32 protein-coding genes are annotated in these 25,793 nt (G+C 69.5%); 14 read left to right on the forward strand and 18 right to left on the reverse strand.

Annotation, left to right across the window (positions count from 1 at the left end):
• Positions 1 to 1,443 carry a hypothetical protein gene (locus tag Aph01nite_RS06335; RefSeq protein WP_204039793.1) on the reverse strand — a complete coding sequence of 481 codons (1,443 nt, stop codon included), beginning with the start codon at positions 1,441 to 1,443 and terminating at the stop codon, positions 1 to 3.
• Between the two features lie 294 nt (positions 1,444 to 1,737).
• On the opposite strand from Aph01nite_RS06335, the gene Aph01nite_RS06340 reads away from it, so the two are divergent.
• From Aph01nite_RS06340 to Aph01nite_RS06355, 4 genes are all read left to right on the forward strand, one after another.
• Complete coding sequence (locus Aph01nite_RS06340; RefSeq protein WP_204039794.1) at positions 1,738 to 3,108, forward strand: DUF4407 domain-containing protein; 1,371 nt, start codon at positions 1,738 to 1,740, stop codon at positions 3,106 to 3,108.
• Positions 3,098 to 4,603 carry a protein kinase domain-containing protein gene (locus Aph01nite_RS06345; protein ID WP_204039795.1) on the forward strand — a complete coding sequence of 502 codons (1,506 nt, stop codon included), beginning with the start codon at positions 3,098 to 3,100 and terminating at the stop codon, positions 4,601 to 4,603. Before Aph01nite_RS06340 ends, Aph01nite_RS06345 begins: the two co-directional genes overlap by 11 nt.
• A 179-nt stretch (positions 4,604 to 4,782) precedes the next feature.
• Positions 4,783 to 6,180, forward strand: coding sequence for an argininosuccinate lyase (argH, locus tag Aph01nite_RS06350; RefSeq protein WP_204039861.1), 1,398 nt, complete (start codon positions 4,783 to 4,785; stop codon positions 6,178 to 6,180).
• Positions 6,162 to 6,782: a DNA-3-methyladenine glycosylase gene (locus Aph01nite_RS06355; protein ID WP_204039796.1), complete on the forward strand. Its 621-nt coding sequence runs from the start codon at positions 6,162 to 6,164 to the stop codon at positions 6,780 to 6,782. The genes argH and Aph01nite_RS06355 overlap by 19 nt, the downstream gene beginning before the upstream one ends.
• 39 nt (positions 6,783 to 6,821) lie before the next feature.
• On the opposite strand, the gene Aph01nite_RS42560 is transcribed toward Aph01nite_RS06355, so the two are convergent.
• Both Aph01nite_RS42560 and Aph01nite_RS06360 read right to left on the reverse strand, forming a co-directional pair.
• A complete protein-coding gene (locus Aph01nite_RS42560; RefSeq protein ID WP_373872263.1) occupies positions 6,822 to 7,028 on the reverse strand; it encodes a rhamnogalacturonan lyase family protein in 207 nt (68 codons plus the stop codon).
• A 35-nt stretch (positions 7,029 to 7,063) separates the two neighbouring features.
• Positions 7,064 to 7,330 (reverse strand): hypothetical protein, encoded by a 267-nt coding sequence (locus tag Aph01nite_RS06360; protein ID WP_204039797.1) that lies wholly within the window; start codon positions 7,328 to 7,330, stop codon positions 7,064 to 7,066.
• A 111-nt stretch (positions 7,331 to 7,441) separates the two neighbouring features.
• On the opposite strand from Aph01nite_RS06360, the gene Aph01nite_RS06365 reads away from it, so the two are divergent.
• The 8 genes from Aph01nite_RS06365 to Aph01nite_RS42050 all read left to right on the forward strand — a co-directional run bounded on the left by Aph01nite_RS06365 (position 7,442) and on the right by Aph01nite_RS42050 (position 13,224).
• Entirely contained in the window at positions 7,442 to 7,822 is a 381-nt protein-coding gene (locus Aph01nite_RS06365; RefSeq protein ID WP_204039798.1) for a helix-turn-helix domain-containing protein, read from the forward strand.
• Positions 7,819 to 8,220: a hypothetical protein gene (locus Aph01nite_RS06370; RefSeq protein WP_204039799.1), complete on the forward strand. Its 402-nt coding sequence runs from the start codon at positions 7,819 to 7,821 to the stop codon at positions 8,218 to 8,220. The genes Aph01nite_RS06365 and Aph01nite_RS06370 overlap by 4 nt, the downstream gene beginning before the upstream one ends.
• Before the next feature lie 79 nt (positions 8,221 to 8,299).
• A complete protein-coding gene (locus Aph01nite_RS06375) occupies positions 8,300 to 9,049 on the forward strand; it encodes a DUF6907 domain-containing protein (RefSeq protein WP_204039800.1) in 750 nt (249 codons plus the stop codon).
• 74 nt (positions 9,050 to 9,123) lie between these two features.
• Positions 9,124 to 9,495, forward strand: coding sequence for a hypothetical protein (locus tag Aph01nite_RS06380; RefSeq protein WP_204039801.1), 372 nt, complete (start codon positions 9,124 to 9,126; stop codon positions 9,493 to 9,495).
• 84 nt (positions 9,496 to 9,579) lie between these two features.
• Positions 9,580 to 9,927 carry a hypothetical protein gene (locus Aph01nite_RS06385; protein ID WP_204039802.1) on the forward strand — a complete coding sequence of 116 codons (348 nt, stop codon included), beginning with the start codon at positions 9,580 to 9,582 and terminating at the stop codon, positions 9,925 to 9,927.
• Positions 9,924 to 10,790, forward strand: coding sequence for a DUF2637 domain-containing protein (locus Aph01nite_RS06390; RefSeq protein WP_204039803.1), 867 nt, complete (start codon positions 9,924 to 9,926; stop codon positions 10,788 to 10,790). Before Aph01nite_RS06385 ends, Aph01nite_RS06390 begins: the two co-directional genes overlap by 4 nt.
• On the forward strand, positions 10,783 to 12,609 hold the full coding sequence (locus Aph01nite_RS06395; protein WP_204039804.1) for an FtsK/SpoIIIE domain-containing protein: 1,827 nt from the start codon (positions 10,783 to 10,785) through the stop codon (positions 12,607 to 12,609). Before Aph01nite_RS06390 ends, Aph01nite_RS06395 begins: the two co-directional genes overlap by 8 nt.
• A 480-nt stretch (positions 12,610 to 13,089) precedes the next feature.
• Complete coding sequence (locus Aph01nite_RS42050; protein ID WP_275418652.1) at positions 13,090 to 13,224, forward strand: hypothetical protein; 135 nt, start codon at positions 13,090 to 13,092, stop codon at positions 13,222 to 13,224.
• Positions 13,225 to 13,406: 182 nt separating this feature from the next.
• Here Aph01nite_RS42050 and Aph01nite_RS06400 read toward each other — a convergent pair whose 3' ends face one another.
• Together Aph01nite_RS06400 and Aph01nite_RS06405 are read right to left on the reverse strand one after the other, a co-directional pair.
• A complete protein-coding gene (locus Aph01nite_RS06400; RefSeq protein WP_204039805.1) occupies positions 13,407 to 13,574 on the reverse strand; it encodes a hypothetical protein in 168 nt (55 codons plus the stop codon).
• A gap of 107 nt (positions 13,575 to 13,681) precedes the next feature.
• Positions 13,682 to 13,888, reverse strand: a complete 207-nt coding sequence (locus tag Aph01nite_RS06405; RefSeq protein ID WP_204039806.1) for a hypothetical protein — start codon at positions 13,886 to 13,888, stop codon at positions 13,682 to 13,684.
• A 95-nt stretch (positions 13,889 to 13,983) separates the two neighbouring features.
• On the opposite strand from Aph01nite_RS06405, the gene Aph01nite_RS06410 reads away from it, so the two are divergent.
• On the forward strand, positions 13,984 to 14,229 hold the full coding sequence (locus tag Aph01nite_RS06410; RefSeq protein ID WP_239161431.1) for a GntR family transcriptional regulator: 246 nt from the start codon (positions 13,984 to 13,986) through the stop codon (positions 14,227 to 14,229).
• 417 nt (positions 14,230 to 14,646) lie between these two features.
• A complete protein-coding gene (locus Aph01nite_RS06415; RefSeq protein ID WP_204039808.1) occupies positions 14,647 to 14,880 on the forward strand; it encodes a hypothetical protein in 234 nt (77 codons plus the stop codon).
• A gap of 76 nt (positions 14,881 to 14,956) precedes the next feature.
• Here Aph01nite_RS06415 and Aph01nite_RS06420 read toward each other — a convergent pair whose 3' ends face one another.
• The 13 genes from Aph01nite_RS06420 to Aph01nite_RS06475 all read right to left on the reverse strand — a co-directional run bounded on the left by Aph01nite_RS06420 (position 14,957) and on the right by Aph01nite_RS06475 (position 25,785).
• A complete protein-coding gene (locus Aph01nite_RS06420) occupies positions 14,957 to 15,214 on the reverse strand; it encodes a hypothetical protein (protein WP_204039809.1) in 258 nt (85 codons plus the stop codon).
• Positions 15,215 to 15,269: 55 nt separating this feature from the next.
• Entirely contained in the window at positions 15,270 to 15,974 is a 705-nt protein-coding gene (locus Aph01nite_RS06425; RefSeq protein ID WP_204039810.1) for a CHAP domain-containing protein, read from the reverse strand.
• A complete protein-coding gene (locus Aph01nite_RS42055; RefSeq protein ID WP_275418656.1) occupies positions 15,955 to 16,086 on the reverse strand; it encodes a hypothetical protein in 132 nt (43 codons plus the stop codon). The genes Aph01nite_RS06425 and Aph01nite_RS42055 overlap by 20 nt, the downstream gene beginning before the upstream one ends.
• Positions 16,086 to 16,307 carry a hypothetical protein gene (locus Aph01nite_RS06430; RefSeq protein ID WP_204039811.1) on the reverse strand — a complete coding sequence of 74 codons (222 nt, stop codon included), beginning with the start codon at positions 16,305 to 16,307 and terminating at the stop codon, positions 16,086 to 16,088. The genes Aph01nite_RS42055 and Aph01nite_RS06430 overlap by 1 nt, the downstream gene beginning before the upstream one ends.
• Before the next feature lie 68 nt (positions 16,308 to 16,375).
• A complete protein-coding gene (locus tag Aph01nite_RS06435) occupies positions 16,376 to 16,879 on the reverse strand; it encodes a lamin tail domain-containing protein (RefSeq protein ID WP_204039812.1) in 504 nt (167 codons plus the stop codon).
• Positions 16,880 to 16,910: 31 nt separating this feature from the next.
• Positions 16,911 to 19,847, reverse strand: coding sequence for a hypothetical protein (locus Aph01nite_RS06440; protein ID WP_204039813.1), 2,937 nt, complete (start codon positions 19,845 to 19,847; stop codon positions 16,911 to 16,913).
• 3 nt (positions 19,848 to 19,850) lie between these two features.
• Positions 19,851 to 20,342 (reverse strand): hypothetical protein, encoded by a 492-nt coding sequence (locus tag Aph01nite_RS06445; RefSeq protein WP_204039814.1) that lies wholly within the window; start codon positions 20,340 to 20,342, stop codon positions 19,851 to 19,853.
• Positions 20,342 to 21,346 (reverse strand): hypothetical protein, encoded by a 1,005-nt coding sequence (locus Aph01nite_RS06450; RefSeq protein ID WP_204039815.1) that lies wholly within the window; start codon positions 21,344 to 21,346, stop codon positions 20,342 to 20,344. Before Aph01nite_RS06450 ends, Aph01nite_RS06445 begins: the two co-directional genes overlap by 1 nt.
• On the reverse strand, positions 21,343 to 21,765 hold the full coding sequence (locus Aph01nite_RS06455; protein ID WP_204039816.1) for a hypothetical protein: 423 nt from the start codon (positions 21,763 to 21,765) through the stop codon (positions 21,343 to 21,345). The genes Aph01nite_RS06450 and Aph01nite_RS06455 overlap by 4 nt, the downstream gene beginning before the upstream one ends.
• Positions 21,762 to 24,242, reverse strand: coding sequence for a hypothetical protein (locus Aph01nite_RS06460; protein WP_204039817.1), 2,481 nt, complete (start codon positions 24,240 to 24,242; stop codon positions 21,762 to 21,764). The genes Aph01nite_RS06455 and Aph01nite_RS06460 overlap by 4 nt, the downstream gene beginning before the upstream one ends.
• Before the next feature lie 326 nt (positions 24,243 to 24,568).
• The gene (locus tag Aph01nite_RS06465; RefSeq protein WP_204039818.1) at positions 24,569 to 24,940 is read right to left on the reverse strand and encodes a hypothetical protein; all 372 of its coding nucleotides are present in this window, start codon (positions 24,938 to 24,940) and stop codon (positions 24,569 to 24,571) included.
• A gap of 2 nt (positions 24,941 to 24,942) precedes the next feature.
• Positions 24,943 to 25,359 carry a hypothetical protein gene (locus Aph01nite_RS06470; RefSeq protein WP_204039819.1) on the reverse strand — a complete coding sequence of 139 codons (417 nt, stop codon included), beginning with the start codon at positions 25,357 to 25,359 and terminating at the stop codon, positions 24,943 to 24,945.
• Between the two features lie 24 nt (positions 25,360 to 25,383).
• A complete protein-coding gene (locus tag Aph01nite_RS06475) occupies positions 25,384 to 25,785 on the reverse strand; it encodes a hypothetical protein (RefSeq protein WP_204039820.1) in 402 nt (133 codons plus the stop codon).
• Positions 25,786 to 25,793: the final 8 nt, after the last annotated feature.

The raw sequence follows: 25,793 nt of genomic DNA on the forward strand, positions 1-25,793 counted from the left end.
TCAGGGCTCGTCGAGCAGGGGGAAGGGAACCGGCGTCGGCGGTGCCGAGGTGAGGCCGAGCGCGGGCCCGAGACCGCGCACGTCCACCTCGCTCGTCTGTGCCAGCAGATCCCGGCCGAGCAGAGCCCACGCCCCCGAGGCCGGCTCCGGGGGCGCGTCGCAGATCGCCGCGAACGCGAGCCCGAACTTCTGCGTCAGGTACCGGACGAGGCCGGCCCAGTCGTGGTGGCGCGGGCAGGGCAGCAGCCGCGACGGATCGTCTTCGGGCGGATGGGGCGGCCGGGCGCCCACCGTGAGCAGCACGGTCCTGGCCGCTCGCGGCCCCGGCCCGGCCTCGCGGAGCAGGCCCGTCACGGTCGCCAGCATGTCCTCCAGCTGGGCCGCGTCCGGATGGTACGGGTAGCCGGGTTTCGGCACTCCCCGTCGCGCCAGCCGGTCCACCCCGGCCGCGACCTCGGCGGGGGAGGCCGCCCAGGCGAGGACCTCGACCGGCCTGTCCGGGGTCCGCCAGTCGTAGGAGTGCGGGCCGTAGGCGATCAGGGACGCCTGGAGGTCGCCGGAGCCGCCCGCCACCGTGACGATCTGGCTGATCCGGCTGAGCCGCTCGGCCACCTCCGCGGCGGTGCCGTAGACCTCGACCGCGCAGATCAGGTGCGCCGAGTCCACCCGCCCCGGGAGTTCGGGCGGCACCATGGCGACCAGCTCGCCCCAGCCGGCCTCGGCCGGGACGAACCCCTCCGGATCGACGAAACGCACCAGCCCCGGACGTTCCAGCCGGGCGGTCAGGGTGTGCTTCCCGGGCCCGAGCCGCGCGGCGTACTGCACCACGAGCCGGGGTACGCCGCCGTCCCAGGTGACCACGGCGAACACGGTGCCCATACCGCCGTCGGGCCCGCACCGTACGCTCACCTGGGCGGAGGACCCCCGCTTCGCCCCGCTGCCGAACAGCCGCAGCCCGCCCAGCCTGAGCCGCCCGGTGTCAGGCGCGGGCCTGAGCACCACCAGGTCGTACGGCTGGCAGAGCGGGTCGTTGGCGATCGCCTCCGTGATCAGCGAGCCGATCGGCGTACCGGACCGGAAGACGGGCGCGTCGGGACGGGCGGCGCGCAGCCAGCCGCGCACCCGGTCCGCCCGCGAGTCGTCCCCGTCCGGCGCGAACACGAGGATGACCGGGCCCGCGGCCGGCAGGCCGGCGACGCCGAGGAGCTCACGTTCCGCGTCCGTGGTGCCGGGCAGGTCGCCCTCGGTCCCCACCAGCAGGTCCGCCCACGCCACCGGGCGGCGGCGGTATCCGCACGGGGTGCCGCTCTCGTCGCGGCGCACGTGGCAGCGGACGACCCCGTCGGCGCCCGCCGCCACCACGACGAGGCGATCCGTCCCGGACAGGGCCGCGATCGCCTGGGCGAGGGCGACCCGGAGGGGACCGCTGTCGGTCTCGGGCACGATCGCCTCCAAAAATTCCTTAAACGCGAAATTTGTCTTTTGGGCAGCATTCATCGCCACGTGGCGAGATATGTGCCAGTGGAACCCCCGATGTGCTGAGACGCGCGGCCCCGAAGGGCGGTTTACACACTCCCCGTCTTTTGAATTGGTTGACTCGCCGTCGATTTCTCCGTGAAATCTACCTGTATGTGCTGAAAGTCTAAGACGAGAACTAGGATAACGGGAGTTAGGGTGAGTCGCGATGTTTCATGGCACTCGTGAAGCTGGAACTCCATTCCATCTATGGAGCGTGATATGAGGCGTTTTCTCCAGATTCTTTCTGGGGCACATCCCGAGGTGCTCGAACGCTGCGAAACCGACCGCAGGAAATTCCAGGGCATCGGCGGCGCGGTTCTCACCACCGGCGTGCTGGCCGCCGTGTCGATGACGTTCGCCCTGCACAGCATGCTCGGCGTGCCCCTGGCCGTCGCCGTCCCGGCCAGTCTGGCCTGGGGACTGGCCATCCTGAGCCTGGACCGATGGCTCGTCGGCTCGATGCAGGCGGGCGAGCCCCGGCGCTGGCTGATCGCGATGCCGCGCATCCTGATGGCCGTCCTGCTCGGCTTCGCCATCTCCACCCCGCTGGTCCTGCAGATCTTCAAACCGGAAATAGACGCGCAGACCAGTCAGATAAAACAGCGCCACGCCGACGAGTTCGCCGCCCGGCAGCAGGCCGGCGCGAGCGGCGCGGACATCGAAAAACTCCGCGCCGAAGTCACCTCCCTGGAGAAGGTGGTCTCATCCGGCGGCGACGATCCGCTCGACCCCGCCAGGGACCCGCGAATCAGCGCCCTGACCGCCGAACGTGACGCCGAGCAGGTACAGGCCGACAAGAGCTATAAGGAATGGCGCTGCCAGCTGTACGGCGGCGAAGGCTGCCCCAAGAAAGGCAACGGCCCGCTCGCCCAGGGCAGTGAGGCCGCCTACACCAAGTCGAAAGACCGCGTCGACGAACTCAACCGCCAGATCGAGAAGCGGAAGAAGCAGCTCTCCGACGCGAGCAGCGGCGCCAAGGCGACCCGGCTGGCCATCGCGAAGCAGGCGCTGCCGCAGGCGCGGGACCGCCTGAGCACCGCCGTCGACCAGCAGCGCAGGCTCCAGGACGCGTTCGCCGAGGAGAACCTGCGATCCAGCGGCCTGCTGCTGCGGCTCCAGGCGCTCGACGAGGTCGCCGACCGCGACGTCACGCTCCGCGTCGCGCACGTGCTGCTGATGCTGCTGTTCCTGCTCATCGAGTGCCTGCCGGTGGCGGTCAAGCTGATGCAGCGTCCCGGCAACTACGAGCGGCTCTACCCGCTCGTCATGGACCACGAGTTCCGCCAGGCCAGGACCGATCTGGTCACGCCGGGCCAGACGGGCGACGGGACGACGGGAATCCAGCGGATCTGGGCCCGCCAGGAACGGCCGGCCCGCGTCACGCCCGTCCCGGTCGCCGTGCCCGCGCAGGCACCGGCCGCCGGCACGATGCCGTACCCGCCCGGCGACCCCGAAGGCTCGTACGGCACCCTGGCCGACGACGCCCTGCGTGACATGCCGGACGGCCAGACCACCACCTGGGTGGCCCGCCCGGAGGACCCGGCCGACGGCCGCGTCGGGGAGTTCGAGCTGCTGGCCGATGAGAACTGAGCCCGCCGCCCGCCTGGTCAAGGGCAGATACCGGGTGGGGCGCCTGCTCGGGGCGGGCGGGATGGGCTCGGTGTGGCTGGCCTTCGACGAGCTGCTCGGCCGCGAGGTCGCGCTGAAAGAGATCGTGCTCGGAGAGCAGCCGGGGCATCCGGCCGAGCTGCGGCGGCAGGCCCTGGACGAGGCTCGCGCCTTGGCCCGGGTCGACCACGCCTCGATCGTGGAGATCTTCGACATCTTCCTCGACGGCGGCACGCCCTGGATCGTGATGCGCCACATCCAGGGCCGCACGCTGTCCCGCGAGATCGCGGCGACCCGGCTCGGCGAGCGCAGGGTCGCCGAGATCGGGGGAGCCGTGCTGGCCGCGCTGCGCGCCGTGCACGCGGCGGGGGTGGTGCACTGCGACGTGAAGCCCGCCAACATCGTGATCGACAACCAGGGCGGGGTGTTCCTGGTCGATTTCGGCATCGCGTACCTGGGCGGGCGGAACGGCCGCACCGGTGTGCTGGGCACGCTGGAGTACATGGCGCCGGAACGCCTCCGGGGCGGCGACTTCCACGCGCCCGCCGACCTGTGGTCGCTCGGCGTCACCCTCTTCCAGGCGCTGGAGGGCTATCCGCCGTTCCGCCGGGACACCCAGGAGGCGACCAGGAACGCGATCCTCACCGAGGATCCGCCCCCACCCGCCTGGCCGGGACCCCTCGCCGCCGCCATCACCCGTCTCCTGTACCGGAATCCCGCATCGCGGATGGGCGCGGCCGAACTCGCGGGCATCCTCACCTCAATCGCCCGAAGCCCGGCCACCCTCAACACCCCGGATCACGGCCACATCCCGGATCACGGTCGCCCCCATATGCCCGGCCCGGCCCGCCCCCATGTCGCCGGCCACGGTCGCGCTGCCATGCCAGGCCCGGCGGGCTTCGACATGCCGGGTCAGGCCGGAGCTCATCTCCAGGGCCATGGCCATCCCCGCATTCCGGGTCCGGTTCGCGGCGGAACTCCGACGCCCCTCCCGGCTCCCGGGGCCGAGCCGGGTGAGCCCGGCAGGCGGCTCGCGGCGACGCTCCTCGCGGCCGACCCGAAAACGGCCGGTTCCCTCCTGGACGGCATGGCGGGACAGCCGTCCGCGGTCGAAGCCGTACGCGTCCTGATGGCGACCCAGAGCGCCGCCGCGGCGAAGATGGTCGGCTACATGACCCCGGCCCGCGCGGCCGCCCTGCTCGCGGCCATGCCGTTCGGCGAGGCCGCCCACCTGCACGCCCGTACGGAGACGCAGACGGCCGCCGGGCTGCTCACCGCCCTGGGGACCACGCCCACCGCGCTCCGCCTGGTGGAGGCGATGACCGTCTCCCGCGCCCGGGACGTCTTCGACTACGTCCGCCCGGCCGTCGTCGCCGCGCTGCTGGCCGCCTCCACCGACGGCCGGCGGGACCGCCTCCTCGACGCGCTCAGGAAGCCGCTCGGCGACCAGGTCCGCCGCCTGCTCGGGCAGAATTGATCTTTATCGGGCTTTCCGATTCCGCGGCTCCGCCGGGCTCGGTGCGCAGGTCACCGATGGCGCCGGTCATGGGCTATCGTCGCGGATTGAACAGTGAGAGGAGACGACTCGGTGGTGCAGGTGACGCGCTCGCGCGATGACCAGAGGGTGAGCGGCACGTGAGTCCTGAGGGGAAGCCGATGCGGCTCTGGGGCGGCAGGTTCGAAGGCGGCCCGGCGGACGCGCTCGCCCGGCTGTCGGTGAGCGTGCATTTCGACTGGCGGCTGGTGCCGTACGATCTGCTCGCCTCGCGGGCGCACGCCCGGGTGCTCAACCGGGCCGGGCTGCTGTCCGACGACGAGCTGGCCCGCATGCTGGCGGCCATCGACGACCTGGAGGAGGCCTGCAGGTCGGGCGCCTTCCGTCCGACGGTGGCCGACGAGGACGTGCACACCGCGCTGGAGCGCGGCCTGCTGGAGCGGCTCGGCACGCTCGGCGGCAAGCTGCGGGCCGGGCGGTCCAGGAACGACCAGATCGCCACCGACCTGCGGCTCTACCTGCGTGACCACGTGCGCACGATCGTGTCCCGGCTGGTGGAGCTGGAGACGGCGCTGATGAGCCAGGCCGAGCAGCACGCCGACACGGCCGCGCCGGGCATGACGCACCTGCAGCACGCCCAGCCGGTCTCGTTCGGCCACCAGCTGCTCGCGCACGTGCACCCGCTGACCCGCGACATCGAGCGGCTGCGGGACTGGGACCGCCGGGCCGCCGTCTCGCCGCTCGGGTCCGGCGCGCTGGCGGGCTCCTCGCTGCCGCTCGACCCGCAGGCGGTCGCCGCCGAGCTCGGCTTCGACGCCGCCGCGCCCAACTCCATGGACGCGGTCGCCGACCGGGACTTCGCGGCCGAGTTCCTCTTCTGCGCGGCCATGATCGGGATCCACCTGTCCCGGCTGGGCGAGGAGATCGTCCTGTGGGCGTCGCAGGAGTTCCGCTGGATCGAGATGGACGACGCCTACTCGACCGGCTCCTCGATCATGCCGCAGAAGAAGAACCCGGACGTGGCCGAGCTGGCGCGCGGCAAGTCGGGCCGCCTCATCGGGTCGCTGATGTCGCTGCTGACGACGTTGAAGGGCCTGCCCCTCACGTACAACCGGGATCTGCAGGAGGACAAGGAGCCGGTGTTCGACGCGGTCGACACGCTGCTGCTGGTGCTCCCGGCGGTATCGGGGCTGGTCTCCACGATGCGGGTGAACACGGCCAAGCTGGAGAGCTCGGCGTCGGACGGGTTCGCGCTCGCCACCGACCTGGCCGAACTGCTGGTCCGCAAGGGCGTCGTGTTCCGGGAGGCGCACGAGGCGGTCGGGCACCTGGTCGTCTGGTGCCAGGTCAACGACAAGGAGTTCGGCGACCTGACCGACGAGGAGCTGGCGAAGATCTCGCCGCACTTCGGCGGCGACGTCCGGGATGTGCTGAGCGTGCCGGGCGCGCTGGCGTCCCGGAAGGCGTACGGCGGGACCGCGCCCGACCGGGTCCGCGACCAGCTGGCCGCGCTCCGCGAGGCCGTGGACGCGCAGGCGGCATGGGCGACGGGAGCCTGACCCCGCTGGGGCGGGATTTCTTCGACCGGCCCGCGCACGAGGTGGCCCCCGACCTGCTCGGGCGGATCCTCTCGCACGGGCCGGTGTCCGTCCGCCTCACCGAGACCGAGGCGTACGGCCTGCCGGGCGAGGACCCGGCCTCCCACACCTTCCGCGGCCTGACCCCCCGCAACTCGGTCATGTTCGGCCCACCCGGCCACCTCTACGTGTACTTCACGTACGGCATGCACTTCTGCGCCAACCTGGTCTGCCTGCGGCCCGGCCTCGGATCCGGCGTGCTCCTGCGCGCCGGGGAGATCGTCACCGGCGAGACCATGGTCCGGTCCCGCCGCGAGAACGCACGCCCCCTGGTCTTCCGTGATCTGGCCAGAGGGCCGGCCCGGCTGGCGGTGGCGCTCGGGCTGGGCCGCGAGCACAACGGCCTCGACTGCTGCTCGGGCGACGGGATCGTCAGGATCCTCGAAGGAGAGCCCGCCACGGGCGTCAAATCGGGCCCCCGCACCGGGGTCTCGACCGGAGCCGAGACCCCGTGGCGTTTCTGGATCGACGGGGACAGGACGGTTTCGCCCTACAAGCCGCACGTACGGCGGATCAGGACCTAGTCGGCCCAGGTCCGGGGAGCGTACGGACCCGGACCGGGGTCAGCGGACGTACACGTTGGGCTTGGCGGGCGTGGCCATGCCGTCCCCGATGAAGAAGCTCGGGTGCGGCGGCTGGTTGTAGGCGGTGTTCTGCTTACCCCGGTTTGCTGACCTGGACCAGGTCCCCGTGCAGCCCTTCTGAGCTGGTAAAACACCGGTGGACGTTGGTGGCCGTCGGTGGCGTCCGGTGGCTGTCGGACGGCCCACCGACGGCCCGGGGGAGTAGGCGACGGCCCGGCGTGTTACTCGTTCGCCTTCTTCCCGGGCGGACGCCCGCCCTTCCGGGAGCGCCGCTCACGCAGCTCCCGCTCCCCGGCCTCAAGGTCGGCGAGATCCTTTTCATCTCCGTGGTCACGGATGTCCGCACGCACGTGATCGAGCAGCCGGGCGGTCCGGTTGCCGCCCATGCGTTCGGTTACGCGCCCGAACGCATCCCACATCGGCCGGGGGATCCGGAACCGGGTGTGGTGCGTGTGGCCGGCGCTCTCGTCGTCAGGCTCGGTCGGCATCTTCTTCCTTTCGTGTTCCCACGGGGATTCTCGCACGCTTTATTGTGTGGGACCACGGTTGTCTGTTACTGTGGTCCCACACAGTTAATCGTGGGACTTGAGGGAGCAAAGATGTCCGCCAGCACCGAGATCCAGGTCACCACCCGCGAGGCCGCGACCGCCCTGGGCGTCTCGGTGCGGACCATCCAGCGCCACGCCAAACAGGGCAAGCTCAACGCCGCCAAGGCCAACGGTCGCTGGGTCATCACCCTCACGATCGCCGACGAGTACAAGCCCGCCCAGGTCGCGAAGGCGCTGGAGCTCGTCGAGCAGGCCGCGATCATCCCCACCAGCTCCAACGGCGCGTTCGCCGCGATCGGCAGCGACGGGGAGACCTGGTACCCGGTCACCGTCCACACCTGTGGCTGCAAGGCCGGGCTCAGCGGCCGCAACTGCTACCACCGCCTCGCCGCCCACCTCAAGACCCGAGCCACCTACGGGAGCGCAGCGTGAACACCCAACACCCCACCCCCGCAACGGGCCCCACAGGGCAGGGGGTGCTGGTGGTCCCCATCACCCGCGAAATCCTCGCGAACGCCACCATCGGCGAACTCGCGTCCGCCTTGCACGACGAGGGTTACGAGGTCCAGATCATCCCCGCCGGGATGGCCAGCCTCCCCGAAACGCGCGTCCTCGCCCGCCGAGGCGACTACCACGCCACCGGGGCAAGCCTCGACCTTCGTGACGCCCTGGCCGCAGCGGCTCTGTACACGCCCGGAGTCGCCTCGCGTATCCACGCCGCCGACCGGGCCGCTCGCACCCGCAAGTGGTCCGGCAGGCGCGGCGGCCCCTGCATCGGCCCCCAGGCCGAGGAGGAGTACCGGCGCGAACAGGCCGACTACGACGACTAGAAGACGGACGGGCCAGGTGTCCTACCACCCGGCCCGGCCTGGATCCCTATCCCCGAGTGCACGGAACGGAAAGAGACCCATGAACAACAGTATGGGCGCCAACGACGACGCCGACACCAGTTCCCCCAGCACCGACTTCGCCCCCGACACCTCGCCCGTCACCTGGCTGACGGGTGACTGCCCCGCCTGGTGCGACGGCTTGCACGCCGCCAACGAATGGGGCTCGGACCGCCTCCACATGGGGCACGTCGGTCGCGTCGAACTCCTGACCATGAGGTTCTTCAACCACGGGAGCGAGAACGCGCCCCGCTACCTCCCTCGCGCCATCGAGATCAACCTGGCACAGCAGTACCGGGAGATCGAGCCGAGGCTCACCTTCGAGATGGACCTCGGGGCCAAGGAAGTCCCTGAACTGTCCCTCACGGAGGCCCAGAGCTTCATCGCGGCCCTCGCGGCGGCGATCGTAGGAGAACTCCCGCTCGACCAGGCCAAGAGGCTCGTGACGTCTCTGGGGGTGACGATCGCCGGGCGCCTTATCGGGGAGCGGCCGGAACGCGCCACACCCGAATGTCCGCCATGGTGCGAGGACCACACCGGCGGCCACCGGACCGACGACGGGGCATGTTGCCGCGACCTTCAGGGCGAGTACGGCGACATCGCCATGACGGAATGCGCCGACATGGGCGCCCCGGCGCTGTGTGTCCGTCCGGCCAGCCAGGAGCTGACGGTCGACCAGGCCGAGGAACTCGCTAGGGATCTGCTCCTGCAGGTCGCAGCGGCTCGGCTCAAGGACGCCAGCGACGGCGGGGACGCCGTCGAGATCGAATAGCGCAACGGACCCAGGCGGGTGTCTCACCACCCGCCCGGGTCCTGACCCCACCCCTGCACACACAGGAGCAAGGCATGGTCATCGACCCTAGCGCCCACGTCAGCCCGCCGCACTGCCCCGTCAGCTGGTGCGGCGAAGGCCGGCCCGTGTGGAACAAGCCCCACGGCCGCGCCCACATCGCTGACCTCACCACGATCGACTGCGGAGACCGCGCCGTCGCCGCCCTCCTGTACCGACTTGTGGACGAACGCGACCCGGCCAACGCGTGGGTGCGCGTCCAGTACGGCCTCGACCTCGCGAAGCCGACCAACGTCGACATCAACCCGGACGTGGCGTCGCTGATCGCGGACGCCCTGGCGATGGTGCCGTTCCAGCTCATGCCCGACTTCACCGCCGCCCTGCGTCTCGGCAAGACCACGCTCGCCCGCGAGACGGCTCGGCCCTAACCCTCTCGGCCGCCCTCCGGCCGGCGACCTCACCGCTGGCCGGAGGGCTTCCCCCAACCCCTGCCAAGACAGGAGATGGAGACCTTGAAAGAAGTACCCGACGCCCGGGACCAGGCGCCAGAGAACAACCGTTCGGGCGAGTGCCCGGCCTGGTGCGGCGTCCCCGCACCGCACCCTGACCTCAGCCACCTCCGTTCCATCGGCCTGGTCACCGCCCATCGCATCGAGCTCACCCTGATCGGAGATCAGGAGACCGATTACGTCCTGGTGGACGCCAAGGGCTTCCCGCTGATCGGCCACATCTTCGAGCTGTCCGAGGCGCGCGCCGAAGTGCTCGGCATTCTGCTGAGCCACCTGGGTTTCGCGGACCTGCGCATCCTCGGAGCGGCCCTCACGTGCGGCTACCGGCTCATCTCTGAGGGGTCGGTATGACGAACCCTCGCCCGGCCATGAGCCCGGCCACGCGCCGCTTCGCCTTCACCGTGATTTCGGTGATCGCGGCCGTCGCCGCGTACGTCTCGTTCCGCCACCAGTTCGGTCTGGCCATCGCCGCCAAGGAGCCGCCCGAGGTGGCGTGGACGCTGCCCGTCCTCATCGACGGCATGATCGCCATGGCGTCGCTCGTCATGCTCGACACGTCCAAGCGCGGCCAGGCAGCGCCATGGCTCGCCCGCCTCACCCTGGCTGCCGGCGCGCTGGCCACACTCGCTGCCAATGTGGCGCATGGCTGGTCGGGCGGATGGGAATCCCGCCTGATCAGCGCGGTCGCGCCGCTGGTCTTGGTGGTGGCGTACGAACTGCTGATGGGCATGCTCCGCCGCGGTGCCATCGTCGCCGAATCGGCGATCTCCGGACCGCCTGCCGACCAGCCCTCCGTGCCCATCGCCGACGTGCCGGTCCTGACGCCCGCCGTACCGCGCACGGCCAGCGAGGCGGCCCGCGCCGCCTACGAAGCCTCCATCACCGAGGGCAAGCCGATCTCTGAGCGCGGCCTGGGCGACCGCTTCAACCTCACCCGCCCCCAGGCCCGGCAGACCATCGGCCACGTGGTCATCGAGGCGGTCGCGGCCGATCTCTCCGGGCAGCTCGGTATGCCGCAGGCCGACCGCGTCGCCAGCCAGTACGGCGTCTCGCTGAAGCGGGCGGGCGAACTCATCGCTGCGGCGGTCGAGGGGCGCGCCGAGACACCCGTCCCGGAATCGGCCGATGGCGGGCTGGTTGCCGGGCCGACTCCGGGCGAGGTGCTGCGAGAGCGGTACGCCGCCGTGAACGGGACTGGGCGGCGCGATGGCTGAACCAGCCGCCGAACACGGGCCGGACGCGGAAGTCATTCCGCTCCGGCCCTCGGCCGTCCCCGCACCCGTCCCTGCCATGCCCGCCGGCCCGGGGGAGAGGCGGCATCGGGTGCGCCGGTTCATCCAGTGGACCCGCCAGCACCGGTACGGGAGCCGTGCCGTCAAGGGCGCATGGACCATCGTGGCGACGCCCGCCGTGGGCACCGGGAAGATGACCGCCAAGGGGTGGCGGTGGATCCGCGCCGACGACTACGCGGACGCCGACAACCCGATGTTCCGCGAGCAGGTCCGTACCCGCCGGCGGCGTACCGCCTGGTGGGTCGGCGGCCTGTACGCGGCCGGCAGCGGAGCGAGCATGCTGTGGTGGACGCCCGCCCCGCTCACCGGGGTCGGTGTGGCGGTCGCGGCCGGGACCATCATCGAGGGCAGCCGTCGCTTCCAGCACCGCGCCAAGAAGCCCGGCTTCCCGGGCCTGAACAAGAAGACCCCGAGCGAGAACCTGGTCACCCGGGCTGCCGTTGCCGCCAAGCTCGGCCGCGCCGAGGGCATGCAGCTGGCCATGCCCGTGCTGACCGAACCGGACGGCTGGTCGACGGTCCTGCAGTTGCCGCCCGGCCAGCGTGCTCGCGCCTGCCTCGGCAAGGAGGGCGACTTCGCCTCAGCGCTCGGGACGGGGGAGACGCAGGTCGTCTTCACGCTGGTGCCCGAGCATGCGGGCCGCCTTGAGGTGTTCGTGGCCAAGTCGGACCCGTTCCTCAAGCTGCACCCGTCGCCCCTGCTCGGCCGTACGGACCCGATCGACTTCTGGGCGGGCATTCCGGCCGGGGTGAACGCGCGAGGCCGGGAGGAGCGCCTACGGCTCGTTGACGCCTCACTCCTGGTCGCCGGGGAGCCGCGGGCGGGGAAGTCGGCGGCGGTGAACGGCATCATCGGCGCGGCGGCGCTGGCGGTCACGCCGAGGATCCATCTGTGGGACGGGAAGGGCGCCGGGGACCATCGGCCGTGGCGGCGCATAGCGCACACCGCGGAGAAGCGGAACGCGGCCGGGCTGCTCGACCACCTGCGCCGGATGCAGGACCGCATGGAGCAGGTCTTCGACATGCTCGACGAGGCGGGCGGCTCGTCGAAGCTGAACCCCGAACTGTGCCGCCAGCTGGGCGTGGACATCGAACTGACGATCGTGGACGAAACCAGGTACTACGTGACCTCCCCGCACGGACCGGAGATCGTACAGGCCGCCACCGACATCGCCTCGCGCGGACCGGCGGCCGGGATCCTGCTCGTGCTGGCCACCCAGCGGATGACGAAGGAGGGCATCCCGCCGGAGCTGAAGGGCGTGTGCTCGCTGCGGTGGGCGATGCGCTGCCCGGACGTGATCGCCTCCAACGCCGTCCTCGGCCCGGGAGCGGCCGGCGCCGGGTACGACGCGTCGGAAATCCCGCGTACGCACCGCGGCGTCGGGATCCTGGACGCGGACGGCGCCGACCCGGTCAAGCTTCGGTCGTACTACCTGAACGACGAGGGGCCGGACCTGGTGGCCGTGGCCGATGCGGCGTACGCACTGCGGGCGGCGGCCGGCACCCTGCCCGCCCGAGAGACCGCGCAAGACGGCATCGTCGTAAGCGGGTCGGCGGAGATCCTGGCGGCGTTCGGCGATGACGAGAAGCTCCTGCCCGGGGAGCTGGCCGAGCGGCTCGGCTGGACGCGCCAGCACCTGGCCGACGCTTTGCGCGGTGTGCAGGTGCGGCAGATCTGGCGTGACGGCGGGAACGCCGGACGCGGATATTACCGGGAGGACGTTGCCGCACGGGCTCGTTAGGAGTACTGCTAGGGCCTGGCGTGGCGCTAGGCCCTAGCAGGTGGTCTAACGGGTGCTGACCTGCGACCTAGCGGTTCTAGCGAGGTGTGAGGCATCAGTTCTGGAGCCCGTCGTCCACGTCTTGCATGCGGTATCACGGGAGAGACGCTTCGCTCCCAGAACCCGTTGGCCAGTGCCCCTCCCAGCCAGACAATTCATCATAAAGATGATAATGAATCGTCTGGTTCCAGTCATTGGTATGAGTCCAATGCATGTTGGAACAATGGTCTCAAGCCGATATGTTGCCGGAGAGCGACAAAGGGCCCAGGCCGCTGGCACGGCTCAGGCCCTCTGTTGCGGAGGTTGATGGCGACCGACCATTTGCCGACTGCTCACAAACCCCCAGCAAGTGACAGCGCGAGGGTATCCGGATGCGGAGCGTCGAAGCAAACGGTCGGTGGCCTTATGAGCCATTCGTCCATTTCGACAACGGAGACTCGCATGTCCGACTTCTCGCTCCAAATCACCATTCCCGAATCCTGGGGCCGACACATCAGAGTCGTCGTCGTGGTGATCGTGCTCGCCGCCGCTCTCGGCCTTGGCGACCACGTCTACCCGATCCTGTCCGCCCTCTAGGCGGTACGCGCGAGAAGCTGAAGACGGCCCGGGTGCCCCTTCCCGAGGCACCCGGGCCGTCCCTGGCCTCACCGAGGTCCCTCAAATACCTCCTTGGTGAGTCCCTTCCCGAGGCCGGCCAAAGCCTCGGGGTTGATCGGTCGGCACGGCCAGTTCCTGCGCAGCAAGCCGTGCCGACCAGCTCATGGGGACTTGTCGGTCAGCCGGACGAAGAAGTCGAGCAGGAGTTCACCGGCCCGCTGCTGGGCGTCTTCCCACGTGGTGCGGCGCTCTAGCGCAGCGGAGCCGTTCTCGGCAGGCAGAAGGGAGTGAATCTCCAGCCCGTCGAACGTCTCCGTGATTCGGGCCACCGTGACTCTGCCGACCTTGCCTCGGATCGCTCCGCTCGGGCGACGAGCCCACCTGATCGTCCAAGGGCCCGCGTGGGTCTGCTCCTGCCAAGCCTGGTTAGTCCATGTCACGTGCTGCACGCCTCTCGTGCCTTGTTCCGTAGCTGCTCGGCGAGGCCGGTAGCGAAGTCGTCGACGTACGCACTGGGCAACCCGTAAGCGGGTCCGTGGGTGATCGCGTGAAATCGGCCGTCGTATTCGAAGCGGTATCGCTCGCCGAACTCGTCGCGCAGGCTGCCCAGTTCGGGCGGCTCGTCATGTGCAGACCGGGACACGGGGTCATCGTAGGCAGCTTGCGTATGGATGGCTATAGCCAAGCATGATGAAGTGTGGGTTCCTACAGGTCAGCGTGGTTGCATACGGTCGGCGCGTGATCGTGTGGAAGCCGAACCTCCCGAAGTCCGACCAGATCGCGAACATCATCCGCGAGCGCATCGCGGACGGCACCTACCGGCCTGATGAGGCGGTGCCGAGCCAGTTCCAGTTGGTCGAGGAGTTCGGCGTGGCCAGGGGCACGGCGCGTAAGGCCGTGGTCAAGCTGATGGAGTCTGGCGACGTCTACACGGTGCGCGGGCTGGGCACGTTCGTCTCGCCGCCCAAGCAGCCGAGTTCATGAAGCGGCCTACACAATGCAAATTGCACCAGCTCTTGCACGCAATACTCTTCTGGGTCAAGATTTTTTTAAATGGGTGCGCGCCGTGCCGTCCAATGCCAGCAGTGCCGTCCCTCCGCATGCTGCGGCTACAAAGACCATCTGAGCCACGGTGGGCGCGCTGTTGAAGTTGGCCGCCAGGCCGAACAGCATCGTGGCGGTGGGGAGAGCCCATGGGAGACGGCGTCTCGGCGCGCCTTGCCGGCGCTGCGCACGTCCTCCCATACGGTCAACGCTAAGTCGCCGCATTCCGGGATGAGTCGCACCGAGCGGTGATGATTATGTCGCCGTCGGTGGACCTGCGAGCCCTGACGTTGTCAACCCTCCAGCGCGAGCGCGCGTCTCACAGGCACCTGACGCCCCCGCCACAGGAGCCCCCTCATGATGCCCCAGCCCGTCCAGATCCGCCGCTCCACGCCCGCCTTCAGGACCGCACTCGGGGCCGTCCTCGTCGGCCTGCTCATCTACTGGGCGGTCGGGTTCGTCCGCGACTCCATCGCGTGGATGACCCTGTGCAACGCCAACCCGGGCGCTGCGATCAACGCCACAGCGTTGTTGGGCGGCCCCTCCGTCAGCGAGTGCGCCCTGGTCCGGATGAGCCAGAGCCGAAGCTGACGAGCATGCGAACGGCCCCGGGTCGCGCCCCCCGGGGCCGTCCTGTCGCGCTGGCTCTCAGGTCGAGCGCGACGTTCTACCGCTGATGCCCCGGCAGGTCCGGCCGCGGCGTGTGCCGGGCCTTGTAGCCCGCCACGGCCGCCATCGCCGTCGGGATCAGCGGAATCCCCACGGCCTCCAGCCAGTCCGGCAAGAACTCGATCAGCGAATGATCCGCGTCCACGACCTGCAGGACCGCCAGGCCGGCGACGCCCAGGATGTACTGGACGAACGTCATGGCCTTGACCTTGGCCTCGACCGGCGGCCGGCTGTACGTGATGGGTTCTCCGTGCATAGCCCCTCCTTCAGGGACTGCCCGCCAGCCATCCGGCGGGACGTTCGGTGGGTGGCTACGGCAACACGAGCAGGGGCCAGGTCTTCGGCCCGATGATCCCGTCCGGCTCCAGGCCCTTGGCCTTCTGGAACTCCACGACGACCGACCTCATCGCGCCGGTGTACACCGTCGTGTCGAGGGCCTTCGGGTCGAGGGTGTATCCGTGGGAGAGCAGCAGGTAGAACGCCCGCTTGACCGCCCACCCGGTTGACCCCTGCCTGATCAGCGGCAGCTGCTCCATAAGTTCCTCCGTCCAGGTCTTCGCCGTGTCCGTGCCGTACAGGGGGTAGCCGAAGCCTGCGATGTTCGCCCGCCGCACCTGCCTCCTCACGGCGTTGGCGACGTTCCCGCCGATGGTGACGATCGCCCCGTCCGTACGGACCGCCTCGACGATCTCGACGTGGTCAACGAGGTCGCCGCCCGGGAAGTTGAAGTAGACGAGTGCGCCAACCCGCGGCTTGCTGCCCCACTGGCCGCGCTCCCTGAACCAGGCCCGCGCGTACGGCGTGTACGCCATTCGGGGGAACACGTCCTCGCCGAGTCCGATCTGGTTGGCGCACCATGCGGTGAACATCTGGCACCAGGCCGCCGCCGCGAACGCCGTGGGTGCGGGCTTCGCGCGCACGTACCAGGAGCCGTACTTGGTGCTCCCGTCCGCGCGCTCCCCCGTGCCCAGTTCGGCGCGGGCAACGGCCAGCAGGTCATTCGCTCTCTTCGCCATCGTCCACCTCGCTCTCGAACACGTCGGTCGGGTCCTGGGTCACGTCCTGCTCGCCGTCTTCCGGGCGGGGCAGCGCACGGAGAGCAGGTTGAACCGGCATGGGTTCGGACATCAGGCGGCACCTCCTCGGAATGCGGCAATGAGCGCAGTCGCCGCGGCGACGAGCGCACCGAGGGCCGAGACCGGTAGCGCGTACTTCCACCGCTCGATCGCTCGGATCCGCTCCTCATGGTCGCGGGACACGGTTTCGCTGGCGGTGTGCTGCATGCCGATCAGGTCGATCTTCCCCTCGATCCGGGTGAGCCGGTCCCGGGTGTCGGCGTCGTCGCTCAAGTTCCCCCCTCGGGTGAATGGTGTGCGGTCCGGCGGGGGCACGGCCTGGACCGGGATGTCGGCGGTCATTACGGCGTGAAGGTGAAGTCGTCGTAACTGAATCTGTCCACGCGCACTCCCGCGGCGGTGTACAGGACCACCGAGTCCTTGCCCGAGTTGCTCCACACGTGGTTGTAGCGGCCCCAGTACAGGTTGATCGTGGCCGTGATGTCCGCGCTCGGCTGCAGGTTGCGGCCGGTGTGGACGACCACCCAGGCGCCCGGCGCGAGGATCCACGGCGCGGCCGTGCTGCCCGGGAACGTGAAGGTGTTGCCGACGGCGTCCTCGAGCGTCCAGCCGGTCATGTCCTGGCCCGAGTCGGCCGAGACGTTCCGGATCACGACGTACTCGTAGCGGGCGTTGGACGGCGTGTCGACGCCCTTCACGTTGTAGCGCACGGTCTGGATCTGCACGGCCGGGGCGGACACCGCGATGAGCACTTCGGCGGTGCTCGCGGTGGCGATGGCAGCGGTCGGGGTGAGGCCGGCGGCGGCCAGGATGAGAACCGCCAGGGCGGCGAGGATGCGCTTCATGTAACCCTCCATGTGGAGATCGGGATGCTGGTCAGGCGGGTGAGAGTTCCCACGTCACCACCCACCGCTTGCGGCCCTCGGATAGGGCGTGGCCGATGGACTCGATGTAGAAGTCCGCCTCCACTCCCAGGCCGCTCGCATAGTTGGCCACCAGGTGGATGCGGTCGCCGAGACGGCGAGACAGCGCCTGGTGGCGGTAGGCCGCGCTCTTGTTGGCCGTGAACGAGATCGAGAAGATCGGCCGGTCGTTGGCGTGCCGGGACAGCACGAGGTTGGTGTACGTCAGCGCGTCGGCCGGGGACGCGAACAGCGACGCGGAGGTGCGGTAGGTCCGTTTGGCGCGGTGCCGTTCCTGGGAGACCACGTCCTCTTCCTGCACGGTGACGTCGTCGCCGCGGGTGAGCAGCACGCCGGACACCTCGATGGCGGTGTGGCTCTGGAAATCGCCGCCGATCGCGTCCACGTAGCTGATCGTGAAGACGCCGTTCGTCCCGGCCGGGGTGTCGCCCGTGACCGGGACCGGCGCGGTGGTCCCGCGGATGGCGATCGTCCACGCCATCGTGCCGTTGGAGGTCGCCCCCGTGTTCAGCGCGTACGTACCGGGATTCTCGGTCGTCAACTCCGCGACGCGGCGGCTGACGGTCAGCCAGGGCCGATCGTTTCCGCCGCCGTTGGCCTGTGCAGGCCCGACCGTGAAGACGTTGTCCCCATAGTTCGAGGGGATGCCGGACTGTGTCGGGGTGACGTTCGTGCTCGGGAGCGACATACCGCCGCACGCCAAGTAGAGGGTGGGAATCGCACCCCACGGCGGCGTGATCAGCGGAGGGTTCGGGTTGCCCGACGTGAACACCGTCGGCGTGAGGGCGATACCGCTGAAGTCGCCGAACCAGCTGGTGATCCGGTACAGCTGGGCGGCCACCGTTCCCCGCTCGATCTGAAAATCCACCTCATCGTTGACCTCGTCGCCTTCGGCGATCCGGCCGAAGACGAGGCCCTTGTAGTAGCTGCCAAGCCCGTCCGGGGAGAGCAGGTCCCAGCCGGAGGGCACGTTCTCGTCCCAGTCGCCCGGCGCCATGATGATGAGCAGCAAGTCCCCGGTGGCCGTGGTGGGCAGCGTGATGGTGAACGGTTGCTCACCGTTGAGGTTGGTGTTCTGCGAGTGCTGAGTGACCGTGATGCCCGACGGTGCCGCGGGCGCGGACACGCCTCGGGTGTGGCCGGTCCACCGGGTGACGATCCCGTCGGTGCCGGAGTAGCTGGCGGCGAGCTGTACCGACTCGCCCGGCGCGAGGATGTACGGGCCGGGGTCGGTGTAGAGCACGGCTCCCTCGCCGAGCGCGTACGGCGACACCCCCGCGGACACCAAGTTGAAGATCTCCCGCTTGCGGTCCATCGGGCTGATCGACCCGTACGCGAACTGGGCTTCGGGCTGGTCGCTGAAGGTGACCAGGGCGGTGCTGCCGTCGCGGGCGGTGCGCGAGTCGAACGCGATCGGCCCCTCCGGCAGCTCGTACATGAAGCCGAACTCGGCCTCTTCGATCGCCCGCGCGACCCTCAGCGCGGTCGTCGGCTGCATCGCGAACGGCCCGGTCGTCACCTCGCCCAAGTCCAGCGGGCCGGGCGGATGGATCAGCCCGCACTCGGCGAGCACGGCGCCCAGCAGCCGGCCGGTACGGCGGCCGGGAACCGAGGTGGGCGGGGCGACGTCCTGGGCAGCCATCTTCGACAGCCAGCCCTCACCGATGAGGTTGGCGACCTTGACCGGGCCGGGGATGACCGACGGGGCCACATCCGACACGTCGCCCGTCCACAGGATCCCCTCCTGGGTGGTGCCGAGCCCGTTCCAGGCGAAGATGTTGTCGATGACCGGCGCGGTGTCCCCGGTGCCCCATACGGCGTAGATGCCGGCCAGTTCTGAGCTGGTGTTGATCGCGGTAGCGGTGGTGAGGGGGATGCCCTCGACGTAGACGGTCACCTCGTCCTCGTCCAGGAGCACGCCGAGGGTCACGCCGGAGTAGATCTCGGCCGGGACGGACGCGACCACGCTCTCCACGCCGGCCACGATGTTGAGCACGCGCACGGCCTGGGCTGCGCAGTCGATGACGGCGAGGCTGTAGTCGTTGCTGTCGACGTACCTGTAGCAGATGCCGACCTGGTTGGTGAGGGATCCGAGCCCGGCGATCAGCACCTGGAGGTAGTAGTCGGCGGCCCCGAGATCGAGGTAGGCCAGGTGCGGTTCGCCCTCGTCGGTGGCAACGGCGTGCTGACTGATGATCTCGAAGTCGTCGGCGAGTGGCTGCGTCCAGGAACCGCCCGGGTCAGCGCTGCCCAGCGACGTGGAGTCGGCGCGGCGGAACCGGTCGAGCGCGATGAGCAGCGGGTCGGGGCTGGCGGCGTCCGAGGTGCGGACCCGCAGTTTCCTGCCCGTGTTGAGGGAGAACGCTCCCTGGTTGAGCGGGGAGTTGGACTGGAAGTAGTTGAACCGGTCGTCCTCGTTGTTGAGGATTGCCCTGAACCGGCCGGGCCCGGCGGTGCCGGTCAGCTGGGAAGGCCAGTCGCGGCCGGAGAAGGTCTCCAGGGCCATCACCTTCGTGGTGATGTCTTCTACGTCCTCGTCGAAGTCGAGGTCGTTGTCGAAGTCCCACTCGATCGTGACGTCGCTGGCGACCGGGGGCGTGTGCCGGAACGCCGGGCTGCCCGATCCGCCGACCAGCGCGCCGCCCGCTCCGGTGATGGCGGCGACCCGGTGGGCGGCGGCGAGGGTTGCCGCTCCGCCGACAAGCACACCGCCGGAGCCGACGATCTCGGCGACCTGTGTGTGGGTGAAGACCGTGACTGTTGCGGCCCCGCCCATGACCACGCCGCCGGCACCCTCGATGGTGGCGAGGGGCGGTTGCACGACCTTCGACGGGGGCAGCCAGTTCTGTCCCCGCTTGGTGAATGGCGGCCGCCACGCGATGTTCGGCACGGGCTAGCCCAGGCCCTCTTCCACCCACGCCGTACCGCAGAATGTGTAGTCGTCAGCGGCCGTGGTTTCTTGCCGGATCACCAGCGCTTCGCCCTGAACGAAGGCCGGGGCGAACTTCGGGTCGGGATACCAGATCTCGTACGGCGAGTTCCTGATGTTCCACGCCAGCTCCTCGACCGTCTCGGTGGTGCCGTTCGTGGTGGCCACCGTGGTGTCGTTGGCGCGAGCCGTGAAGCTCGGGGCCTGGTTCGACCGGCCGACCTCCTCCGGCGTTACCGAGCCGCCGCCCGAACCGATGGTGACGGTGGCCAGCAGTCGCTTGACCGTGAGTTCCAGCGACTCTTCAGCGGCATCGCCGACCTCGGATCGGTTGCCGAGGCGGAAGCCGCGCAAACAGCAGGGCAGGTCGTCGGCTGGCTGGAACGACCAGATGTCGACGTTGCCGCCAGCGGCGGTAATTGTCCCGGTGAAGGGGACGGCGTAGATACGGCCCATCAGTAGACCTTCCAGACTCGGGGCGGGCGGGAGGTGAACATGGGGGGCGCGAGCGCAGCGCCCGCGTGGGTGATCGTCAGCGTGGGCTCAGCCGAACTCGCGTCAGCTGCGGCCCACAGGACGTACTCCGGGTTGCCCCCGGACGGGGCGGTCCCGGTCCGGGTCCGCGACGAGGAGAGGTTCATGTAGACGGTGCCGGTCTTCATGCCGGTGGCCGTGAGCAGGGCAGCCTCAGACGTAAAGTTCTTGTACGCACCGCTGGCTCCGATGCCGGAGGTGGCGATCGAGGCCAGCAGCGTGTTGCCGGACAGGCTCGCCCCGGCGATCCAATCCGCCGTCGTCAGGCCGCCGCTGGACCAGTTGAATTGGCGGGCCTCGACAGTGAAATCGGTGGCGCTTTCGTCGTTGTCCAGCCACAGCGAGAGCACGGCGGCCGAGACGGTGTCGGCGTCGGGAATCGCGCTCGTGTCGAAGCCGACGTAGCTCTGGTAGACGGAGAACCCGACGTCCTGACCGACGGCCATGACGAAATTGCTGGTGTCGGCGTTCAGGTTGGAGCCCGACCGGGCGGTGTTGTACGTGGCGTTGAACGAGTCAAGGAAGCCGTCGCCGGTCCCGGCCAGGACAGCGGTGACGGTGCCGCGATCCCGGCGGCGGGTCCAGCCGCGCGGGTGCGGGGCCCGCTCTACGCAGTCCGCGACGGATCGGTAGAACGCCTCGACTGGATCGGCAATCGCGCCCTCTCGCTGCCAGACGCTGGTGGGCGGGTTGATGATCCGCCTGTGCGGATCGATCTTCCGTTCCCGCCCGTCCGCGCCGAACAGCTGGACCCAGGCGTCCACGCCCACCAGCTCGCCGTCACGCCCGTAAACGAACTCGGGCTCCCGCTCCACCACCAGCAGCCCGCCGTCCCCGTACGGGCGTTCCAGGCGCGCGTACCCGCCCCGACCCCAGTGAGATCGGGTCGCGGCGTGCACCTCGCGGGCACGGTCAGCGGCGATCACGCGTCCACCGTGTCCGCCAACGTCAACCGGGGCGTGACCTGGATGTACTCGCCGTTGAACTCGATCACTGCGGGCGCGTTCAGGTACTCGTACCACTGGAGCTTGTTGTCCGAGGTGCGCACCACGTAGTAGCCGTAGACCGTCTGCGGTGTGCCCGTGCTCGATCGGGTGAACGTCTGCTGGCCGTAGGTCCCGGCGCACGGGTTCCCGGCCGTGGTCGTCCAGCTGCCGCCGGTCAGGTCGGCATCCGCGTAGCCGGTGAAGGTGGCCTCGGTGAAGTCGGTCTCGTCCAAGGCGTTGATCTGGGTGTCGTTCAGGCCGTCTTCGGGGTCGTTGACGAAGAGCTTCACCGTGTAGTTCACGGCCAGGATGAGGTCCAGGAAGTGCTCTTCGGCCTGGTCAACCACTCGCAGGGTCATGACTGCAGCGCCCCCCTGAAGGCGCCCCTGAGCAGGGCGCTGTTGATGATGTCCTCGATCTCGCGGTCGGATCTGATCGACCCCTGGACGTAGACGTTGATCGTCAAGCCCACACCGTCGGGCCCGCGCCCGCCGCCCGATGACGATCCGCCGCCACCTCCGCCACCGCCGGAGACGGAGAAGCCGGGAGACCCGGCGAAGAATCCCGCCCCGAAGTCGTCGCCGCGGCGGGCGGCCGGGACCGGGTTGGTGTCGATCACGGGTGGAGGCTTGCTCCCGCCGGGCCGGCCGATCGGCACGTACGTGGAGATGGTGTCCTCCTGCGGGCCAGGGGTCGGCCCGGTCCCCACCCCGCCACCACCGCCTCCTCCGGAGCTGCCTCCGCTGTAGCCGCCCGAAGTCATGTAGCCGCTGTCCTGCGTCACGTACCGGGGATTGACCACGTCGAGCTCGACCCGGCCGCCGCCACTGCCCGACCGTGGGTCGAACTGGCCGAGGAGGCTTCCGCCGTACGGCTGCGTCTGCTGGGGCATCGGCGGAGGGGCCAGCACCGGAGTACCCAGCGGGCCGCCAGAGGCGTAGCCGCGGATGATGCCTGCCCCCTCTTCCAGCATCAGCTGGGTCTGCCCGGCCGGGATCACGGTGGACCCGTACGGCAGGCGGACGAGTTCGGGGCCGGCCTCGCCGACGAGCGCCATCGCCGATCCGGACTGAGCGAGCGCGCCTGCTCGGGTGTTCCCACCGGACGCGTACGCGCCGATGGCACCCCCGTGCGCCCGCTGGTTGGCCAGCACGCCCACGGACACGTTGGCGCTGGACGACCCGATCTTGCGCAGCAGCGACGCCAGCACACCCTCGGCTTGGGAGGCGTCCGCGCGGATCGCGACAGGCTTCGGATTCGCCTTCCCGATCAGGTTCATGAACTTGTTGAAGACGGGCGTGCCCTTGTCGTCCGCTTCGATCTTCACGACCTTGCCGTTCGGGAGGATCTTGACCTTGTTGCCGAAGCTGTCGGTGACGACGATCGCCTTCCCGACCTGCTCGATCGTCCCTCCGATGGCCGCGACCAGGCCGTTTACCGCGTCCGTACCTTCCTCGGATCCCTTGGCGAGCTTCAGCATCGCGGGGATCTGGTCCATCAGCAGATCGGTCGAGGTCTTGATGTTGTCGTTCATGACCGAGTCGGCCTCGATGCGCTTCTCCATCGCCCTGACCAGCTCGGACAGCGCCTTCTCGTTGCCTGCGATACTGCCTTCCTGGTCCAAGAGGGCATTGCCCGCCTTGACGATCGCCTTATCGAGGGCAACCTGAGCGGCCAGGACATCGGAGGCGGGCGTGAAGTACTCGGCCATGGCGGCCGACACGTTCGCGATCCCCCCGGCCAGGGCATCTGCGCCTTCGCTGGCCTCGAAGAATCCGGCGGCCATCTCGACCGCGCTCGCGGCCGCGCGGGCCGCTGCCTCACCGCTGTTGTCGAGATCCGCGACCCACTCACGGTCCATGTTGCCGGCGGTGAGCCACCAGTTGAACGCCTGCTCCATCTCTCCCATGGACCGGTTCCAGTCATCAGCCAGGAAGCCGATGAACTTGGTCGTCTCGCTAAGACCGGTGGCGATGATCTCGATCGATGATGCGATGTCGTCCGCGTGCTCAGCTGCGACCCGGCTCATCTCGTCGAAGGCCTCGCCGAATTCGCCGCCGATCTCATCGGCTCGGTAGCCGATGGCGTCCAAGACCTGCACGAAACCGTTCGTTTCGGCGCTCAGGTTGGCACCGCCGATGGTTTTGCCCCAGTCTGCGGCGAAGTCCGTGAGCTGCGGACCGATGGCCGCGAAGCTGTCATGGAATTCGCCCCGCAGCTGGGCGCCCGCGTCCCGGGCGATATCCGGGATGCGCATCAGCGACTCTTCGATCGGATCGTCCAGCGCGCCCAGCTCCGACTTGAACCAGCTGCCGAGGTCTGACCACTCGGACTTGACCTGATCGGAGGACGCAGCCGAGCTCACACCAATGGCGGCCAAGCCGCCACCCACGCCGAGCGCCATCGCCGCGCCAGCCAGCTGCCCGACCGGGCCGAGGAGGGACAGTCCCGCACCTATCGCAGTGGCCACGGCCAACGTCTTGGCCTCGACGGGCTCGATCCCGTCCAGGAAGCCATCCGCGACGTCCTTGCCCGCCTTGGAGCCCGAGGACCTGAACCGGCCGCCCGAGTCCCGCAAGGGGCCGTCCGCGCCCTCAACGAACGCGTCCCCGGCCCTTTCGCCGGCCTCGCGCGCCTCCTCCTCGACTCCGTCGAACAGCCCTCTGACGTTGACACCGCCGGACACGCCGATGTTGATGTCGCCAATCCCAGACAGGGCTTCGTCGATCTCGCGGCGCATCCGCTTGATCGACGAAGCGGCGTCGAGGGCAGCCCGGTCGGTCGCCTTGGCGAACCCGCCCGCACGCTGTCCCCCGCGGTCGAAGGCGGCGCCCACCGCCCCCAGGTCGGCCCCGGTGGAGGAGGACATCCTGCGGGTGCTCGCGGAGGCGGAGGATCCGACCTGCTCCAGGTCTCGGGCGAAGGCGCGCCACTCGGCGTTGACGTCAGCGAGGGTCCGGCCGGACTTGTTCTCGGCTGTAACCGTGATCCTGACCTCGTTCGACATCTCTCACCTCCAGTCGGGGCCGCCGCCCGCCTCTTCGATCGCCAGCAGGGACATCAGCGTCTGCGCGTCCTCGGCCAGCACCTGGCTGGGGAGGACCTTGAACCGGTCGCACACCCGCAACACCCAGCGGGCGCGGTCGAGCTCGCGCGGGACCGCTACTCCATGGGGATGCTGGCCTCCACCTCCGGGTCCGGCCCGCCAGGCCGCGAGGATGCGGCCAAAGGGCGCGGCGCTCCGGTGACGACCCGGGTGAAGCCGTTCATGAGCATGGTCGCGAACTGGAGGTCCATCGAACGCAGGCCCTCGGCGTTCGCGGGGATCGCGCTGCCGTCCGGCCGTTCGTTGTTCCAGCTGATGAGGAGCTGCGCGAACACGTCGATCTTGGGGAGGAGGCCGGGGCCGTCGAGAACCTTCTCGACCTCGACGAACTCCTCCACCGAAAGCCGCCGGATCTTGACCTCCAGGCCGTGCAGCTCGTGGTCCTCATCGAAGTCGATGGTGAGTTCGTTGGCGCGTACGAAACCCATCGTCAGACCGCCGCCCATGTGGGGACAGCGCCGTCGGCGAGGACGCCGGGCGCGGTCCACGGCAGCTCACCGGACTGTGCCCGGTTGAAGCTGTAGTCCGTGATCAGGATGTTCACCGACAGGGTGACCCCACCGTGGCCGAGAGCCATCGCCCGCGCCACGGAGGTGGACGGCACGGTCTTCAGCACGTCGTGGGACTTGTTGGCGTCCGGGTTGAACGCCCCGTTCATAGTGGTGCTGAAGTCGGCCAGCAGCAGGCGCCGCTCCATGCCGGACTTGTCGATGCCGGTCACGTCCCACACGCCGCGAGGCGTCCCGAACTGCAGGCCGGTCAGGTCGTTGCGGACATCACGCGGGGTGCCGCCGGAGTCGGCCAGGGTGAACGTCGTCCACCCGATGCCGCTGGTCTTTCCTGCCATGATCCCTCCTTAGATTCGTGCTGGTCAGCCGCGGTTGAACTCGGTGGCGAGCGCGTCCTGGTGGAGCGCGAAGTCCTCCACCCAGTCCGCGGCCCGGGTGTGGCGGCGGATGAGGCCGAGGTTGTCCCGCCAGTCGCCGACCCGGGTGAGGAAGGTCTGCGGCCGGGTCTCGTGCTCGCGGAAGCAGCGCTGTCCGCTGGCGAAGGTGAAGACGGTGATGCCGGCGCCGGTCTTCGACTCCTTGAAGGTCCGCCCGGCCCAGTGGCGGATGTAGGTGGCCTGCTCCCTGCCGAGCGGGGTGGACTCGTCCACGCGGGTGATCCAGCCGTTGCGCCACTGCTCGCAGCCGACCTGCGAGCAGGCGTAGCGGATCATGCGGTCGGACGGGGACAGGATGCTGAACGTCTGGTAGGCCTCTACGGGCATGAGCGGGG

Origin of the sequence: Acrocarpospora phusangensis, from assembly GCF_016862995.1 — a bacterium.
Taxonomy (GTDB): Bacteria; Actinomycetota; Actinomycetes; order Streptosporangiales; family Streptosporangiaceae; genus Acrocarpospora; species Acrocarpospora phusangensis.

Coding starts and splice junctions, on each gene's coding strand:
- Aph01nite_RS06340 (WP_204039794.1), top strand. CDS start 1,738: ATGAGGCGTTTTCTCCAGATTCTTTCTGGGGCACATCCCGAGGTGCTC.
- Aph01nite_RS06345 (WP_204039795.1), top strand. CDS start 3,098: ATGAGAACTGAGCCCGCCGCCCGCCTGGTCAAGGGCAGATACCGGGTG.
- argH (WP_204039861.1), top strand. CDS start 4,783: ATGCGGCTCTGGGGCGGCAGGTTCGAAGGCGGCCCGGCGGACGCGCTC.
- Aph01nite_RS06355 (WP_204039796.1), top strand. CDS start 6,162: ATGGGCGACGGGAGCCTGACCCCGCTGGGGCGGGATTTCTTCGACCGG.
- Aph01nite_RS06360 (WP_204039797.1), bottom strand. CDS start 7,330: ATGCCGACCGAGCCTGACGACGAGAGCGCCGGCCACACGCACCACACC.
- Aph01nite_RS06365 (WP_204039798.1), top strand. CDS start 7,442: ATGTCCGCCAGCACCGAGATCCAGGTCACCACCCGCGAGGCCGCGACC.
- Aph01nite_RS06375 (WP_204039800.1), top strand. CDS start 8,300: ATGAACAACAGTATGGGCGCCAACGACGACGCCGACACCAGTTCCCCC.
- Aph01nite_RS06380 (WP_204039801.1), top strand. CDS start 9,124: ATGGTCATCGACCCTAGCGCCCACGTCAGCCCGCCGCACTGCCCCGTC.
- Aph01nite_RS06390 (WP_204039803.1), top strand. CDS start 9,924: ATGACGAACCCTCGCCCGGCCATGAGCCCGGCCACGCGCCGCTTCGCC.
- Aph01nite_RS06395 (WP_204039804.1), top strand. CDS start 10,783: ATGGCTGAACCAGCCGCCGAACACGGGCCGGACGCGGAAGTCATTCCG.
- Aph01nite_RS42050 (WP_275418652.1), top strand. CDS start 13,090: ATGTCCGACTTCTCGCTCCAAATCACCATTCCCGAATCCTGGGGCCGA.
- Aph01nite_RS06415 (WP_204039808.1), top strand. CDS start 14,647: ATGATGCCCCAGCCCGTCCAGATCCGCCGCTCCACGCCCGCCTTCAGG.
- Aph01nite_RS06420 (WP_204039809.1), bottom strand. CDS start 15,214: ATGCACGGAGAACCCATCACGTACAGCCGGCCGCCGGTCGAGGCCAAG.
- Aph01nite_RS06425 (WP_204039810.1), bottom strand. CDS start 15,974: ATGGCGAAGAGAGCGAATGACCTGCTGGCCGTTGCCCGCGCCGAACTG.
- Aph01nite_RS42055 (WP_275418656.1), bottom strand. CDS start 16,086: ATGTCCGAACCCATGCCGGTTCAACCTGCTCTCCGTGCGCTGCCCCGC.
- Aph01nite_RS06435 (WP_204039812.1), bottom strand. CDS start 16,879: ATGAAGCGCATCCTCGCCGCCCTGGCGGTTCTCATCCTGGCCGCCGCC.
- Aph01nite_RS06445 (WP_204039814.1), bottom strand. CDS start 20,342: ATGGGCCGTATCTACGCCGTCCCCTTCACCGGGACAATTACCGCCGCT.
- Aph01nite_RS06455 (WP_204039816.1), bottom strand. CDS start 21,765: ATGACCCTGCGAGTGGTTGACCAGGCCGAAGAGCACTTCCTGGACCTC.
- Aph01nite_RS06465 (WP_204039818.1), bottom strand. CDS start 24,940: ATGGGTTTCGTACGCGCCAACGAACTCACCATCGACTTCGATGAGGAC.
- Aph01nite_RS06470 (WP_204039819.1), bottom strand. CDS start 25,359: ATGGCAGGAAAGACCAGCGGCATCGGGTGGACGACGTTCACCCTGGCC.
- Aph01nite_RS06475 (WP_204039820.1), bottom strand. CDS start 25,785: ATGCCCGTAGAGGCCTACCAGACGTTCAGCATCCTGTCCCCGTCCGAC.